Source organism: Shewanella mangrovisoli (genome assembly GCF_019457635.1).
In the GTDB taxonomy this organism is placed as follows: Bacteria; Pseudomonadota; Gammaproteobacteria; order Enterobacterales; family Shewanellaceae; genus Shewanella; species Shewanella mangrovisoli.
The window spans coordinates 893,325-909,570 of the sequence record NZ_CP080412.1 but is presented as its reverse complement, the minus strand read 5'-3'; the positions used below and the strand labels follow the sequence as shown (position 1 = coordinate 909,570).

The following is a 16,246-nucleotide window of genomic DNA, read 5'->3' as shown; positions in this document are numbered from 1 at the left end:
CGCGGCAGAGTAAAATACAAAAACGGCGCCGAAGCGCCGTTTCCAATAACTCTGCCAATAACTAATTAGAAGTTCATGGTCAGTTTGGTATAGATATAACGTCCCATTGGGTTGTGTACAGAAATCACATAACCATAGAGGTCAGTATCGCCGTCACCAATCGCAAACGGTGGTTCTTCATCGAACAGGTTGTTCACGCCTAATGTCAGCTTGAACATCTCGTTGAAACGGTAACTACCTGACATATCGACTAATAACTGTGCATCAACCATACGAGACTTGTTGGTTTCGAAGTCTAACACGCCGTCAAAGTCGATATCTGGAGTATCTTCGAACTCACCGATGTAGCTCAGGTTTACGTTGGCCGCGAAGTTATCCATGGTCCAGTTCGTGGTAAGCAACCAGCGATGTTGTGGGAACTTGTACTCGCCTGTGTAATCAAGACCGTCTTTTTCGAAGTTATGTAAGTAGCTGTACTCTAGACCAAACTTCAAATCACCAAAGCTATCTAGCTCAAGACCATAGTGGGTTGACAGGTCAACACCCTGCACATCCTGCGAGCTTAAGTTGATAAAGCTTGAGTGAATAATGCTGATAGGACCTAAGGTTTGACCTGCTTGCGGAGCTAAACGCTCACACACAGTGCTGTTTTGATCGTTACAGTTTGCGGTATAGATATCACCCAATGGCTGCTTATCGATCTTGTTATCTTGAGTAATGCTGTAAACATCGAAACCGATATCAAACTTCTGGCTTGGCGCCCAGATGAGTCCAAGGTTCCATGTTTCTGACTCTTCGGCATCCAACTCAGAGTTACCTTGGAATTCAGTGTTGTAGTCGAGCGCTTCGCAATCCACACCATCGGCGGCGCAGCGATAAGTATCGATAAAGAAACTACTTTCGCGTGATGGGCCTAAACCAATTTGTGCTAATGAAGGCGCGCGGAAACCCGTTGACCAAGAACCACGGCTCGTCAGCTCATCGGTGATGCCCCATTGGAACGCCACTTTAGGGTTAGTGGTTGAACCAAAATCGCTGTAATGGTCGTAGCGACCCGCGAGTTGCAGCTCAAAGTTATCTGTGACGGGAATAGAGAACTCCACATAACCCGCGTATTGGTCACGAGAGGCCGCCGCAGAAACCGCTTCGGTACCGAAAATCAGCCCACGTTGGAACTGTTCATCAGGCACGTCGCTCACGCTTTCTTCACGGTATTCCACACCCGCTGCCATCATAATATCGCGATCCGCAATGGTGAAAGCCTGACCGGAAATGTTCGCCGCGTAAGAGGTCATGCTCGATAAACCTTGGCGAACTAGGCTAGTCGTAATGGCATCAATCACATCCTGCGAGTTCATGGTGCCGCCAAAAGGATTGTAGCGACCCGCATCGATCTCAGCTTGCAGGTAATCGGTTCTGACCCAACCTTGAGTACGATCGCCCGTTTGAGTCGATTCACTGCGGCCGCGCTGTACCGAAGCTTCCCAATCCCACTCTTTAATCGTGCCACGTAAACCCGCCACTAAACGCAGAGTGTCGGACTCGATATCCCAACGGCGCGCACCTGCATCCACAGTACGGAAACGACCGATCTCGATATCTTTGCCCCAAGGATTATTTGGGTGAGTACCAGGCACAGTTAAGGCCGCATCTTCATCCAAAGGGGTTGGCGCGCCACCCGCAATAGAAGAGTTATGTTGCGCCGCTAACTCGAGGAAAGCGGTTAAATCGTCATTGAAATGGTAATCGAATTGACCAATAGCCCCGATACGCTCAGCTTCAGGGATCACTAAGTTGTATGGACCATAGTCAAATAAACAGCTGCCGCTGGCCGTTGCACGATCGGGCGGACAGGATGGATCGATAGTCTTGACACCATCAACATAAAAATAACCGGGGAAACCGCGTGAAGAACGGAAATCTTCACCACCGTAAGGGCTTTGATCAGCTGTGCCAAAACGGCCCAAATCAGTTGCCGCTAAGGTGTCGTTTTTAAAATAGTCGAGAATAACCGACGCACTGCCCTTTTCGGATTTCACGCCCCAAACGACGCTCGCCGTGGTTTCATCGTAACCCGTACCTGGGGTGTCGCCGTAACCTAAGTTAACCTCAATCCCTTCGATGTCTTTTTTCAAGACAATGTTGACTACGCCCGCAATGGCATCGGAACCGTAAATCGCCGATGCACCATCTTTAAGAATATCGATGCGTTCAATCGCAGAAACCGGAATGTTGTTAATGTCGACGAAGGAGTTAGTAATACCTTCGGCAAACGCACTGGCCGCAACACGGCGACCGTTAATCAATACCAGAGTGGCGTCAGGGCCTAAGCCACGCAAACTGATCGAAGCACCACCATTGGCGGTCGAGTCTTGGCTGTTACCACGGGTCGAGAAAGCGCCGGCACCGTTTGCAGGCATACGTTCGAGTAACTGCTGCAGGTTATCAAAACCCATGTTGGCAATATCTTCTTTGCCAATGGATTGAATCGGCGACGGTCCCTCGATGTCGGTGCGCTTAATACGAGAGCCCGTTACTTCAATTCGTTCAACTTTATCGGCACCATTGTCGGCTGCATAGCTAATACTCGGGGCAAATGCCATGGCAATTGCGATAGCACAAGCGCTGGGTAGAATCTGAGGTCTTTTCATTTACATCCCCTAATCTTCATTTGTTAAATTTATTTTACTTTTATTAAACTAATTTTTAACACAACCAAGGTAATCGGTTGTAAAACAAAGTCAATGGGGCACTGAAAAAAGTTAAACTTTTGTTACTAATAAAAACCATGTATTTTCCAGCAGAGATCTCTCAAGATAGTTACCAACTGGATGCAAACAATAGGGAAGAAAATGCAAGAACAAACGATTCATGAAGCCGAATTTGAAGCTAACTTAGGCATGTATTGGTTACTCTCTGGAGCCGCTTACTTCACCTTGAGCATTGTTGGTATCCCCTTGTTACTACTGTGGTTCCCTATTGGCCTATGGGGAACTCGTCGCTACATTCGCAATATGAGCGCACGCTTAACCAGCAAAAAGCTGATTGTGCGCAGAGGCATTTTAACTCGTACAGAAAATACGGTTCCCCTAGATAAAATTACCGATATCGCCCTCATTCAGGGGCCGATTATGCGCCTGATGGGGTTACATAAACTCACTGTAGAAACCGCAGGACAATCGGGCACTGGCGCCTTAATTAGTCTAGTGGGCATAGTCGATGCGCCGGGTTTTAGGGCACAGATTTTGGAGCAAAAAGAACGCTTAAGTGATGTGCAATCACCCGCCGAGGCGAGTGTCCCCACGGAAGATAACGCCCTGTTGACCCAACTTGTGGAAATGACGGCCAGCTTAAAACGCATCGAAGCCCTACTCGCCGCCAAATACAATTCTTAACAGTTAACACCGCGACTTAAGTGCTTAGATAGCTCAGTATCAACCAGACCATTTCCAACGGATAAGGAAACACCCAGCGTATTATGGCGACTTATCAAGTAAAACCCCTCCCCATGAATTGGACAGCCCAACTGGCTCTCGGCATAAAGGCCATGGGACCCGGTGTATTAATGGCCGCTGCCGCAATTGGGGCCTCACATTTAGTGTCATCCACCCGCGCTGGCGCAGAATTTGGTTGGCAACTCGCCTGGGTGATTCTGGGAGTGAACTTGCTGAAATACCCCTTCTTTACCGCGGGTGCGCGCTACACTGCCGCCACAGGGGAAAGCCTGTTGCATGGTTATCTAAAACAGGGACGGGGTTATCTATGGCTATTCACTGGCCTCAATGTGATAGCTTCTATCGCCAGTACCGCGGGGGTTTGCATGTTAACCGCCGCCATGCTAACTCAGTTTATCCCCTTACCTATTGATGTATTGGCGCTGTTGGTGCTGATAAGCTCACTGTTGTTATTGATTTTAGGGCACTATTCATTGTTGGACAGGCTGACCAAGATCATCATGTTCGCCCTGACGCTCACCACATTAATCGCCGTCGCCTTGGCATTTGATCATATGAAACCGCTAGAAAGTCAGTTTGTTTCCCCCTCGCCTTGGCAGTGGGCCCATGTGGGATTCTTGGTCGCCATGATGGGCTGGATGCCAGCGCCGATTGAGGTCAGCGCGTGGAATTCGCTGTGGTTATTGGAAAAACAAAAAACATCACCCGTTACCCCCGCCCAAGCCATCTTAGACTTTAACTTAGGCTATATCGTCACCGCAGTATTAGCCGTGGTCTTTTTGGCCTTAGGCGCGCTGGTGATGCATGGCAGTGGTGAGCACTTTTCCGACTCTGGCGCCAAGTTTGCGAACCAATTAATCAACTTATATAGCCAAGTCATGGGCGGAGAAAGTCGCTATTTGATTGGCATAGTGGCGTTTTTATGTATTTTCAGCACCACTGTCACTGTCATCGATGGCTATAGCAGAACCTTGAACATGGGCTGGCAACTGCTGTCACGCACGGCAGTCAGCGAAGTCCAATCGGACAAACGTCTGACAGGCATCATGCTCAGCGTAAGCGCATTAGGGTTAATGCTCATCCTGTTTTTCAAGGGCGCACTGTTGCCACTGCTAGAGTTTGTGATGATTTTAGCCTTTATGACCACAGTGGTTTTTGCATGGCTAAACTATCGCTTAATGACTAGCACCCAACTGCAAGAAGCTCATCGTTATGGCACAAAAATGAAATGCCTCTCTTGGATAGGATTAAGCTATTTGCTTATTTTTGCAGTGCTTTTTATGTACTGGTATCTAGCGGTTAAAGTGTAGTTCAACGCATTTGAGCATGAGTCCTCAGCGAGGGCTCATGTTCTACTGTGCCACTTGCTCATCCACGCTAGACTTTCCTGCTTTTCTGTTACTTTGAGTATATAATGTCTGCTCTTAAACCAGACAGCGCAGCCGCGCCTAGAGATGACCATGATTAACAATGATATTTTGCGCCGTTTGCGCTTCGTGTTTGATTTCAACAATGCCAAAATGATTAAGATCTTTGCCAAAGTTGGAAGAGAAGTGCCGACCGAAGAGATGATTAGTCTGCTGCGCAAAGAAGAGGAAGAAGGCTATAAGGCCTGTAACGACACGACCCTTTGTCAGTTTTTAGATGGTCTTATCATCGAAAAACGTGGTTTACGCGAAGGGGCCGAACTGCCAAAACCAGTATCAAAATTAAACAATAACTTAATCTTCAAAAAGTTACGTGTTGCCCTCGAAATGCGTGAAGAAGATATTATGGCCACCCTAGCGCTCGCCGAAGTGCAAATGTCTAAGTCTGAGTTAAGCGCGCTGTTTCGCAACCCGGATCATAAAAACTTCAAGGCCTGCGGCGACCAGATCCTGCGTAACTTTATCCGTGGCTTATCACTAAAATATCGCGGTGTTTAATACCCAAACAGCTTAACCCCAAAAACGCAGCCTAGGCTGCGTTTTTTGTTTTAATAGCACCTTAAACAGCCATTTACTCGGCAAAAGCATTTACAACCAATTAACAGAACCCTGTTTTAAACAGTAAGAATTGTCTCTGATGCAAAAAAAGCCACAAATAGCGCACGATACAGGCAACAAAGATCACATTTCATGATAACCTTACGTGACTTACAGCACGTCTCAAGCACGTACCGAACCATTAAACAATAACTCAAAGGTTACCCATGGACGATAATAAACGCCCCCTCTATCTTCCGTTTGCAGGACCTGCCATTCTTGAAGCCCCCTTAATTAACAAGGGCAGTGCATTTTCGGAAGAAGAGCGTATTTTCTTTAACCTCGAAGGCTTAGTACCCTACGCCATTGAAACCATTGAAGAACAGGCTTCACGCGCCTACGATCAGTTCAGAAGTTTCAATAACGATCTCGATAAGCACATCTATCTGCGCAACATTCAAGACACCAACGAAACCCTGTTTTATCGTTTAGTGCAAAACCACATCAGCGAAATGATGCCAATTATCTACACCCCGACAGTAGGTTTGGCCTGTGAGCGCTTCTCGAAAAACTATCGCCGTAACCGTGGTCTGTTCATCTCCTACCCGAATAAGGACAGAATCGACGACATCCTCAATAACTCGACTCGCCAAAAAGTAAAAATCATCGTTGTGACCGACGGTGAGCGCATCTTAGGCTTAGGCGACCAAGGTATTGGCGGCATGGGGATCCCGATTGGTAAATTGTCACTGTACACTAGCTGTGGTGGGATCAGCCCCGCATACACACTACCCATTACCTTAGACGTAGGTACCGATAATCCACAATTGCTGGAAGATCCTATGTACATGGGTTGGCGCCACCCACGTATTGGCGGCGAAGAGTATGCCGAGTTTATCGAAGCCTTTATGCAAGCCGTGCATGTACGTTGGCCAGATACACTGATCCAATTCGAAGATTTTGCCCAAAAGAATGCGATGCCAATCCTTGAGCGTTATAAGGATCGTTACTGCTGCTTTAACGATGACATTCAAGGCACTGCCGCTGTGACTGTGGGCTCGTTACTCGCCGCCTGTAAAGCCGCGGGCACTGAGCTGAACAAACAACGCATTGCCTTTTTAGGTGCAGGTAGCGCTGGCTGCGGTATTGCCGAAGCCATCGTTGCGCAAATGGTGTCAGAAGGGATCAGCGACGAGCAAGCTCGCAGCCAAGTCTGCATGGTTGACCGTTGGGGCCTGCTGCTCGACAACATGCCTAACCTGTTGCCATTCCAACAAAAATTGGCTCAAAAATGTGCCGAAATCAGCAACTGGAATAACTTCAGCGACAATATTTCACTGCTCGATGTGGTCAATAACGCTAAGCCAACGGTACTGATTGGCGTTTCGGGTGCACCGGGTCTATTTACCGAAGAAATTGTTCGTGCAATGCATAGCCACTGCGAACGCCCAATTATCTTCCCACTGTCGAACCCCACCAGCCGTGTTGAAGCGACGCCAAAAGATATTCTGCACTGGACGTCAGGCCAAGCTTTAGTGGCAACGGGTAGCCCGTTTGAACCTGTGGTTGTCGATGGCGAGACCTATGAAATCGCACAATGTAACAACAGCTTTATCTTCCCAGGTATTGGTTTAGGTGTACTCGCCTCTGGTGCTCGCCATGTCTCCGATGCGATGTTAATGGCGTCGAGCCGCGCGCTCGCTGAATGCTCACCGTTAGCCATTAATGGCTCAGGGCCGCTCCTGCCAAAACTGGAAGACATTCACTCAGTGAGTAAGCATATTGCCTTTGCCGTCGGTAAAGTGGCGATTGAGCAAGGCCTATCCTTGCCTGCGAGTGATGAACTACTGATGCAATCTATCGAAGATAATTTCTGGAAGCCTGAGTACCGCCGTTATAAGCGTACTTCTTTCTAATTTCAGACATTATTCCAATAAAAAGCCCGTCAATCGACGGGCTTTTTATTGAGTCAAATTCACAGCTTAAGGCGCCATCACCTGTTTAAAGCTGTTGAGCATAGAACGGTCGGTACGCGCTTTCTTTAATTTTCGTACACATTCTTTCAGTGATTCATCGGCTAAGCGACCGAAAATCCCGTTGTATTCCTTCTCGTTGATGGCTTCATCGGTATCGGCCTGCTCAGAAATCTCCTGGGCGACACGGCTAAGTTGCAGCCACGCATTGGCAATATAGAAACCGTGGAACTCAGCCTGTGGCATCAAGTTACGGGCGCTGGCAGGCAATGCCTCCCAAGCCGCGGCAAATTTACCTTCGCGATCGAGTAACAACTCGGCGCATAGACCTTTATAGGCCTCTAATAGGCTCTCTGGCATTTTCGCCATAGGCAATACTTTATTGGCAACATTGTGGGAAATCCGCTCGGCGGTTTCACGATACTCAACTGATACTTCAGCCATAATTTCTCTCTTAACTTAAGCGGCTTAAAATTGGCCGCTAATATATAAACCATAAACCCCATTGTGGGCCAAAGGTGTCACTGTGATCCCTTTATAGGGCTCAGTAAAATACCAACCCGCCAGTGCGCCAATGGCAGCGCCTGCAAGGACATCTTCTAAATAGTGCTTATCGCTCTCGACTCGGGTATAGCCCACATAAGTCGCCGCAAGATACGCTGGCAGACCATATTGCCAACCATAGCGCTGCTGAATAAATGTCGCCGCCATAAAGCTGTCCGACGTGTGTCCAGACGGAAAAGAATCATCACCACTGCCATCGGGTCTATCCTTACTGACACCCAGTTTAAGCCCTTCGACTATGACCCTGCTCGAGACTGCTGCTTTAAGTAATTGCCACGAGCCTTCATTCCCCTCTTCATAGAATAGGGTCGCGCCCAAAGCCGTCGCAGGCAGGAGTAAATGCACTACATCGCCCGAAGTTTCGATATCATCCGAGTTTGCCCAACTCGCTCCCGTGAACAGCAACAGTGCGGCACAGAGTAATTTTTTCAAAGGGTTTCCTTATTGGGTGAGATCCAAGGCGACGTTTATACCTTGATAGCGGAATGAATGCAAAAATTGCAAACTTTACATGTAAACAAGACGTAAAAAGTTTATGCTAAGATAATGATTAGCTATCTGTTTCAGTGCGAACAGGAAACCTTTCCCTTGCCACACACTCAGCGTAATTTATCTCTGTTTCTGATGCTGCTGTTAGTGCCGCTAAGCCTGGCCGTTGCAGAAGAAAAGCCACAGATCGATCAAATATTCAAATTATTTGAAAGTGGTGAGGTTATGGCTCGCGAGTCGGTAGAGCAAAATATCGCGCTACTGGATAAACTGATTGCCAGTGATGATGTAGAACACATCGAAAAGTTAAAAATGCTCAAATGCTGGAATCAACCAGCCGAGACAGAAGCTGAAATCCTTCTCGCCCGAGACAAAGCACAAGAAGCGCTGAATAGCATTCCCAGCACAGCCTCAGTCCATTTTGCCACCGATCTAACCCTATGCCACTCCTGGTTTCTACAATTAAGTAGAGATATTAATGGCGCTATGGAAGGGTATTCTCGCAGCATTAAAACTGCATACGAACATGAAGATATCAAGCTTATCGCCGATGCCCGCAGCTTACGTGGCGCACTCTACTCCTATATTGGTGACTTTTCCGCCGCCTTAGACGATTTAGTCACCGCACAAGGGCTGTACGAATCCTTAAATTTAACTGGCTGGGCAAACATCAATCTAACCGACATTGCCACCAGCTTTAGGCGCTATGGTGATCCCGAGAGTGCAATCAAGTATTACAACAAACTCAAAGAGTTATATCTAAAGAAAGGGAACGAGGAGCAAGTCGCTAATGTCACCTCCGATATAGGGATTGCCTTAGATGAAATGGGCGAGCACGAACAGGCCATTGAAAACTTTCGTTTTAGCTATCAGTACTTTAAAAAGCATCGACTCAACAATGCCGCCGCGGTCAACGCCACTAACATCGCCTACAGCTTGATCCAACTAAATCGTTTAGATGAGGCCGAAAAATATCTAAAAGAAGCCGAGTTAGAGATCACGGCGAACGAACCCGCAGCCTACAGCTTTATGAAGTTGTTTATGGGCAAAATTCGTTATCAACAAGGTCGCTATCAAGAGGCGTTAAGCGAACTCGCCGACGCTGAAAATGCGTTTCGCGCCATGCAGAATGATCGCGGCTTAGTTCAGCTGTTGCAACTCAAGAGCGAAGTCTATGCGGCGATGAATGATTTGCCGTCGGCCTATCAAACTTTACAGCAGTTTGTCGCCTTGACTCGAAAGGTGGAAGACAATTCGTTTGCGCACCAAACCACTGAGTTAAAAGTAAAATTTGATACCAGTTGGATTGAGTCAGAAAACAAACGCTTACTCGATAACCAAAAATTAAAGGAACAAGAGTTAGCACTGCTCGAGAAAAATAAGTCGCTGCAACTTATCATCCTACTACTCACGGGCTGCATTTTGGCCATAGTGTCACTCTTTGCCTACAAACAAGTGCACCGCAATCGTCACCTACAGACCATAGCACTAACCGACTATCTGACCCAATTGCCCAATCGTCGGCACATCTATGCCAAGGCGGAACAATATTTTCAACAGGCGTTAAAGCTACAAACCCCGTTCTCGGTAATCATCTTCGATGCGGATCATTTTAAAAAGATAAACGATAATTTCGGCCATGAAATTGGCGACCAAGCATTATTAACCATCGCGCAAGCCAGCCAGGCATTAACTGCTGACCGCAACTTGATTGGCCGTATCGGTGGCGAAGAGTTTTTAATTTTATTACCCAATACCAACGCCGAACGCGTGTGGGAACTCGCCCATGAGTTACAAACCTTAATCACCCGTTATGGCGCCATTAATTTACCCGTAGAGTTAAAGCTAACTGTAAGTGCAGGGGTGGCAACTTTAAATACCGAATTAGGCAAACAAGATGAAAGCTTTGCGCGTTTGCTTAAGCGTGCGGACAACGCCCTTTACGACGCTAAAAATGCTGGTAGAAACTGCGTCAAAGCCGCAAAGGCTGCGAGCTAGCTTAGGTATTGCGATGCCAAAAGATTTGATGTTCGAGGGGTGGCGGTAAGGTACCAAACCATTTTTGATAGAGCCGCGCAAAACCTCCCGACTCTTTGAGCTTTTCTAGCTCAGCTTGCCATCGTTGTACCTTGTCGGAAGACGTTCCTTTTGAGAATGCCAAATAAAGATGGATTTCGGAGAGCACATAAACGGGTTTGATCTCCGACTCCTTCGCACCGATATCCTGCAATATATGCTTGACCGCCAAATCGGCCTGACACCAGAACCGCACCCGAGAAAACAACAACTGTTTAGCCGATTGCTGTGGAAAACTCGCCACTAAGAGACCATCGATACCTTGCTGTTGCAACAGTTGCGCACCGACTGACTCACGATACACGCCTACGATCCCAGCTTTACTCACTTCGGATAACCGATTGATATTAATGGGATCATCAGCTCTTGCATAAAGAGTAATTTTACTGGTGGCAATGGGGCCAATAAAATCGAAATGGGTTTCCCGCTCATCGCTAATGGAAGTGGCAAACAACAACACGTTCGGCGACGAATGAGCAATAGAGTAAGCCCGCGCCCAAGGTAAAACTTCAATTTTTTCCTGCTGCCCGATACGCGTCTGCAATTGATTAACCAGTTCAACACCAAAGCCGGTTGGCACGCCATCTTGCTCGAAGCTCATGGGTGGCCAAGCCTCTGTCACTAACCGCACCGTCTTGGTTGTCGCTTCTGTTGCAGCTAAGCTAAGGCCTGCATAGCCTAAGCATACGCACAACAATAGGCGATAACCGTGTTTGCAAAGGGTCAGCAACATAGACAAGACCGAAGGGGAAAGTTACTACTCATCATAGATCTAATTTACACATCGAAGAAAGTAACAATTGCAGTTTGGCTTAAATCCCCAAACACTAAACTCGTCCGTTGCGGCTTAAAACTGCTATCATGGCGCCATCCTATTAAGCCCAATGCCGTTTCCATGTCGACCACAGTAACCTCTCCCGCCAATATTCCCGACGCAGCTACTCTTGGCCGCCTTGCTTTGCAAATCAAGGCCTGGGGAAAGGTGCTCGGTTTTGCCCAAATAGGGATCTGCGACACCGACTTAACTGCGGAAGAACTCAAATTACAGGCTTGGCTGGATAAAGGCTATCATGGGGAAATGGGCTATATGGCCACCCACGGCATGATGCGTGCTCGCCCCCACGAATTGCACCCAGGCACAGTTCGAGTGATTTCAGCACGGATGGATTATCTACCGCCAGAGGCAGGTTTTGCCACTAACTTAGCCTCGCCGAATATGGGTTATATCTCGCGTTATGCGGGCGGTAGGGATTACCACAAACTCATCCGTGCCCGCTTAAAAAAACTGGGGGATCAGATCAGCAGCGAGCTTATTGCTTTAGGTTTCGATGCCGCCGACTTTAGGCCCTTTGTCGACTCTGCACCAGTACTGGAGCGTCCACTCGCCGAAAAAGCCGGCATAGGTTGGACAGGTAAGCACTCACTTATTCTTAATCACGATGCGGGCAGTTGGTTCTTCCTCGGGGAATTACTGATCAACCTGCCCTTACCCGTGGACATTCCGATCAAGGAAGACTGCAACACCTGCGTGGCCTGCATCACCTCCTGCCCAACAGGCGCCATAGTCGAGCCTTATACCGTGGATGCTCGGCGCTGTATTTCTTATCTGACAATCGAATTGCAGGGTGCCATTCCTGAAGAGTTTCGCACCTTAATGGGAAATCGCATTTACGGCTGCGACGATTGTCAGTTGGTGTGCCCGGTCAATCGTGAGGCACCGCTGACACAGGAGAGTGATTTCCACATTCGGCCTAAGCTCAAACAGCCTGAACTGCTCAGCTTATTTGCGTGGAGCGAAACCGAGTTTCTCAAACAGACCGAAGGCAGCGCCATTCGCCGTATTGGTCATCAGCGCTGGCTACGCAATATCGCCGTCGCCCTGGGCAATGCGCCGAGTTCGCCGCAAATCATCGCCGCCCTAGAGCAACGTAAAGCCCAAGCGGATGTCGATGATATGGTGAAAGAACATATCGATTGGGCCCTAGCGCAGCATACGGGCGGCTCACAAGCCAATAACCGTAAAACGGAGCGACTGGTTCGAGTCATTCAAAAAGGCTTACCACGGGATGCCTAGCATCTAGCCTTTCTATCCTAGCGCTTGCCTTAATTCATAATGGCAACAATCACTTGTGTGGCATCAAAACAGGCAAAGCATGGCTCGCCTACTTTGAGCGTTTGAATATCGGCCAATGGCATCACCGAATAGATAATATCTTTACCGCCAATTTCTATCGCTAACTCAGCCTTATCGGCCAGTTCAGTCACACTCAATAAGTGCCCACTGACGCAATTTTGCCCCGCGCTCTGGCAGGCATCACGACTGGCCGTCACGGCTGGCGCCTTAAACAACAATAGAATCGATTGATTAAGCGCTAACTGCAGACGCTCAAAACTGGCATGGGTCACTGAGATTTGGATCTGCTGCCCTCCCGCCAACGTCACCTTTAGGTTGTCATTTAAGCCAAGCGGCTCAATGCTGTGGATACGAGCGGTTAACTGGTTGCGGGCGCTGGTTTTAAGGGAGAAATGCGCCATCACATCTAACAAACTGTGCATATCGACCGAATCATCCAGCAACGCCGACAGCGCCATTTCCTGCACCTGCGAGGTGATGGAATACACCTTAAGTAAACGCTCACCAAACTCGGTGAGTTTAGCGCCACCACCACCCTTACCGCCCTTTTCGCTGCTGACGACAGGCTCGGGCATAGTGGTATTCATCTCGTTTATTGCATCCCACGCGGCCTTGTAGCTAATCCCCGCCAACTTAGCGCCCTGGCTGATAGACCCAGTATTAGCCACTTGGCGTAGCAAAGCTATCCGCCGCGGATTGGCAAAGGGTTTATCCCCCAATGACAGTGTCAGTAGTGCGTGTAAGTCCATGTTCCTGCGCGCCTTAACTTAAGTGAATGTTATTGTCCCCGATCAATCTTGAGATACCAATACGCACAGTCGGAAATATCCACCAAGGCATTGCTGTTTTGGCAGATAAATCGAGCAGAGATCACTAATTTACATATCGGGGCTTGAATGATCGATATATAGATTGGTATATAACGATGACTTTTTATCACGGAGGAACACCATGAGCTCGCTCAAACACTTTTTACGCTTTACCACAGCCTCAGTCGTTGGCTTAGCCCTCAGTTGCAGCGTCAGCTTTGCCGCAGACAAAGAGCAAGTGACTGTTTTTGCTGCCGCATCCCTCACGAATGCGCTGAATGAGATTGGCCAGCAATATGAGAAAGAACATCAAACGAAAGTGATTTTCTCCTATGCCTCCTCCTCAACACTCGCAAAACAAATTGCCAATGGGGCGCCTGCCGATCTGTTTATCTCCGCCAACCAAAAATGGATGGATTACCTTGTCGATGCCAAGGCGGTGAATGCCGATAGCCGTATTACCCTGTTAAAAAATACCTTAGTGCTGATTGCCGAAAAGAATAGCCCAGTAGACCAAGTCACCCTAAACAGCGATTGGGATATTAAGACCGCGGTCAATGGCAGCCGTTTAGCGGTGGGCGATCCTGACCATGTCCCAGCCGGACAATACGCCAAGCAAGCACTTGAAAATCTGAATCTTTGGAAAACCGCCGAGCCTCTGCTGGCGAGAGCAAACAATGTCCGCGCAGCTCTAGCATTGGTGGAACAGGGCGAAGCCCCGCTCGGTATCGTTTACTCGACCGATGCCAAAGTAGCGCAAAAGATTAAAATTGTGGCGACCTTCCCCGCGACCAGCTATAGCCCGATTGAATATCCCAGCGCTTTAACGAAACAGGAATCCACCGCCAGCGCGAAAGACTTTAATCAATACCTTCAAAGCTCAAGTGCAACAGCAGTATTTGAAAAATATGGCTTTGGAGTGAACTAGTGCTGAGTGATGTTCTCTTGAGTGGCTCGCTGTTTGACGAGCCACTCCTCAGCGAATACGAAACTGCCGCGCTGCTGCTGAGTCTCAAAGTCTCAGCGGTTGCCGTGCTGGCCAGCTTACCCTTAGGCATTTTATGCGCTTGGTTACTGGCACGCGTGGAGTTTCCCGGTAAGGCTATCTTTGACAGTCTCCTGCATCTCCCACTGGTGTTACCGCCGGTGGTGGTAGGTTACCTGTTGCTCATCAGCATGGGGCGCCAGGGCGTAATCGGGCAGTGGCTCTATAACTGGTTTGGCATAAGTTTTAGCTTTAGCTGGCGCGGCGCGGCACTCGCCGCCGCAGTGGTCTCCTTTCCTTTGATGGTCAGAGCCATACGCCAATCCTTCGAAACCGTCGATATTCGCCTCGAACAGGCGGCACGCACCTTGGGAAGCAGTCGCTGGCGGGTATTCCTAACCATCACATTGCCGCTCACCTCGCCCGGTATAGTGTCGGGAATGATCATCGCCTTTGCCCGCAGCCTTGGGGAATTTGGCTCAACCATCACCTTCGTCTCCAATATTCCCGGCGAAACTCGCACCATTCCGCTGGCCATGTATTCCTTTATCGAAACACCGGGGGCGGAATATCAGGCGATGCGCCTGTGTATCATCTCGATAGTGATAGCGCTAGCCTCCTTACTCGCCTCCCAATGGCTCACAAAAAAGGCCCTCAAAAGAACGGCAAGTGTATGTTAAACATCAATATTGAAAAACAGCTCGGCCAACTGAAACTCAAGGTGAACACCCAGTTACCGTTACAGGGCGTCACCGCCGTCTTTGGCCGCTCGGGAGCGGGCAAAACCTCTTTAGTGAATTTACTCGGCGGATTAACCACGCCGGATAACGGCGAAATTAGCCTTGGCGATACGCTGTTGTTTAAACATAAAACCGTTAATCTACCCCCTGAAAAACGCCAGATTGGCTATGTCTTTCAAGAAGCGAGGTTATTTCCCCACTACAGTGTGAAGGGGAATCTCACCTATGGAATGCGCCATAAAGCACCTGAATTGTTCGACAAAGTGGTCTCACTACTGGGCATAGAAAAACTCTTAAGCCGCTATCCCAGCACACTCTCTGGCGGTGAAAAACAACGGGTCGCTATTGGCCGCGCCCTGCTCACCTCGCCGCAAATGTTGTTAATGGATGAGCCATTAGCCTCCCTCGATTTACCTCGAAAACGCGAATTACTGCCTTATCTACAAACCCTAGCGCAGGAATTGAAGCTACCGATCGTCTATGTCAGCCACAGCTTGGACGAAATCCTGCAACTCGCCGACCATATGCTGGTGTTGCATCAAGGAAAAATGATCGCCCAAGGACCGCTAACACAGGTATGGAATAGCGAACAAATGCGCCCCTGGGTGCCATTGCAGGAATTAAGTTCACTGCTGAGCGCCAGAATCGCCGACAGGCATCCAGATTATCCAATGACTAGACTGTTGATGGATGATGGCAATCAGCTCTGGGTCAGCGGCCAACTGCCGCCCACCCATAAACAGTTAAAGGTACGCATTCAAGCGAACCATGTTTCGGTTTGCACAGAGGAACCTAAAGGCTCGAGTATTCGTAACTTACTCAAAGGAAAAATAAAAGAGCTCTACCCCAGCGATAATGGCCAGCAAATTCAGCTTAAAATTGCCCTAGGTAAAGACGAACTGTGGGCCAACATCACCCCATGGGCTTGTGACGAGTTACAACTGACACCCGGCAAAAATATTTATGCCCAAATCAAAGGCGTAACTATGACGCAAATGGATATTGCCGAATCCCACTGACGCAAACAATCAAAACTATAGGCTTGTTGAATATCGGT

At 48.5% G+C, this 16,246-nt stretch carries 14 protein-coding genes; 9 read left to right on the top strand and 5 right to left on the bottom strand.

Annotated features, from left to right (window positions below):
• Positions 1 to 65: 65 nt before the first annotated feature.
• A complete protein-coding gene (locus K0H60_RS04060) occupies positions 66 to 2,651 on the bottom strand; it encodes a TonB-dependent receptor (RefSeq protein ID WP_220057351.1) in 2,586 nt (861 codons plus the stop codon).
• A 201-nt stretch (positions 2,652 to 2,852) separates the two neighbouring features.
• On the opposite strand from K0H60_RS04060, the gene K0H60_RS04055 reads away from it, so the two are divergent.
• From K0H60_RS04055 to K0H60_RS04040, 4 genes are all read left to right on the top strand, one after another.
• Positions 2,853 to 3,395: a PH domain-containing protein gene (locus K0H60_RS04055; protein ID WP_220057350.1), complete on the top strand. Its 543-nt coding sequence runs from the start codon at positions 2,853 to 2,855 to the stop codon at positions 3,393 to 3,395.
• A gap of 83 nt (positions 3,396 to 3,478) precedes the next feature.
• Entirely contained in the window at positions 3,479 to 4,765 is a 1,287-nt protein-coding gene (locus K0H60_RS04050; protein ID WP_220057349.1) for an Nramp family divalent metal transporter, read from the top strand.
• 150 nt (positions 4,766 to 4,915) lie between these two features.
• On the top strand, positions 4,916 to 5,380 hold the full coding sequence (locus tag K0H60_RS04045) for a YehS family protein (RefSeq protein WP_165953456.1): 465 nt from the start codon (positions 4,916 to 4,918) through the stop codon (positions 5,378 to 5,380).
• A 266-nt stretch (positions 5,381 to 5,646) separates the two neighbouring features.
• Complete coding sequence (locus tag K0H60_RS04040; RefSeq protein ID WP_088211059.1) at positions 5,647 to 7,335, top strand: NAD-dependent malic enzyme; 1,689 nt, start codon at positions 5,647 to 5,649, stop codon at positions 7,333 to 7,335.
• Positions 7,336 to 7,401: 66 nt separating this feature from the next.
• Here the strand turns inward: K0H60_RS04040 and K0H60_RS04035 are convergent, their stop codons facing one another.
• Both K0H60_RS04035 and K0H60_RS04030 read right to left on the bottom strand, forming a co-directional pair.
• A complete protein-coding gene (locus K0H60_RS04035; protein ID WP_023268526.1) occupies positions 7,402 to 7,836 on the bottom strand; it encodes a DUF3069 domain-containing protein in 435 nt (144 codons plus the stop codon).
• A gap of 24 nt (positions 7,837 to 7,860) precedes the next feature.
• Positions 7,861 to 8,388 carry a phosphatase PAP2 family protein gene (locus tag K0H60_RS04030; protein ID WP_011623932.1) on the bottom strand — a complete coding sequence of 176 codons (528 nt, stop codon included), beginning with the start codon at positions 8,386 to 8,388 and terminating at the stop codon, positions 7,861 to 7,863.
• A gap of 114 nt (positions 8,389 to 8,502) precedes the next feature.
• Between K0H60_RS04030 and K0H60_RS04025 the strand changes: the two genes are divergently transcribed.
• Positions 8,503 to 10,443 (top strand): GGDEF domain-containing protein, encoded by a 1,941-nt coding sequence (locus tag K0H60_RS04025; RefSeq protein WP_220057348.1) that lies wholly within the window; start codon positions 8,503 to 8,505, stop codon positions 10,441 to 10,443.
• Position 10,444: 1 nt separating this feature from the next.
• Here K0H60_RS04025 and K0H60_RS04020 read toward each other — a convergent pair whose 3' ends face one another.
• Positions 10,445 to 11,254: a substrate-binding periplasmic protein gene (locus tag K0H60_RS04020; RefSeq protein ID WP_220057347.1), complete on the bottom strand. Its 810-nt coding sequence runs from the start codon at positions 11,252 to 11,254 to the stop codon at positions 10,445 to 10,447.
• Between the two features lie 162 nt (positions 11,255 to 11,416).
• Between K0H60_RS04020 and queG the strand changes: the two genes are divergently transcribed.
• Positions 11,417 to 12,595 carry a tRNA epoxyqueuosine(34) reductase QueG gene (gene queG / locus K0H60_RS04015; RefSeq protein ID WP_220057346.1) on the top strand — a complete coding sequence of 393 codons (1,179 nt, stop codon included), beginning with the start codon at positions 11,417 to 11,419 and terminating at the stop codon, positions 12,593 to 12,595.
• A 29-nt stretch (positions 12,596 to 12,624) separates the two neighbouring features.
• On the opposite strand, the gene K0H60_RS04010 is transcribed toward queG, so the two are convergent.
• Positions 12,625 to 13,404 carry a TOBE domain-containing protein gene (locus K0H60_RS04010; protein ID WP_220057345.1) on the bottom strand — a complete coding sequence of 260 codons (780 nt, stop codon included), beginning with the start codon at positions 13,402 to 13,404 and terminating at the stop codon, positions 12,625 to 12,627.
• 202 nt (positions 13,405 to 13,606) lie between these two features.
• Between K0H60_RS04010 and modA the strand changes: the two genes are divergently transcribed.
• From modA to modC, 3 genes are read left to right on the top strand one after another with little or no spacing between them, the layout of a single operon-like run.
• The gene (modA, locus tag K0H60_RS04005; RefSeq protein WP_220057344.1) at positions 13,607 to 14,392 is read left to right on the top strand and encodes a molybdate ABC transporter substrate-binding protein; all 786 of its coding nucleotides are present in this window, start codon (positions 13,607 to 13,609) and stop codon (positions 14,390 to 14,392) included.
• Entirely contained in the window at positions 14,392 to 15,129 is a 738-nt protein-coding gene (gene modB / locus K0H60_RS04000) for a molybdate ABC transporter permease subunit (RefSeq protein WP_220057343.1), read from the top strand. Before modA ends, modB begins: the two co-directional genes overlap by 1 nt.
• Positions 15,123 to 16,208 (top strand): molybdenum ABC transporter ATP-binding protein ModC, encoded by a 1,086-nt coding sequence (gene modC, locus K0H60_RS03995; RefSeq protein WP_220057342.1) that lies wholly within the window; start codon positions 15,123 to 15,125, stop codon positions 16,206 to 16,208. The genes modB and modC overlap by 7 nt, the downstream gene beginning before the upstream one ends.
• Positions 16,209 to 16,246 lie beyond the last annotated feature (38 nt).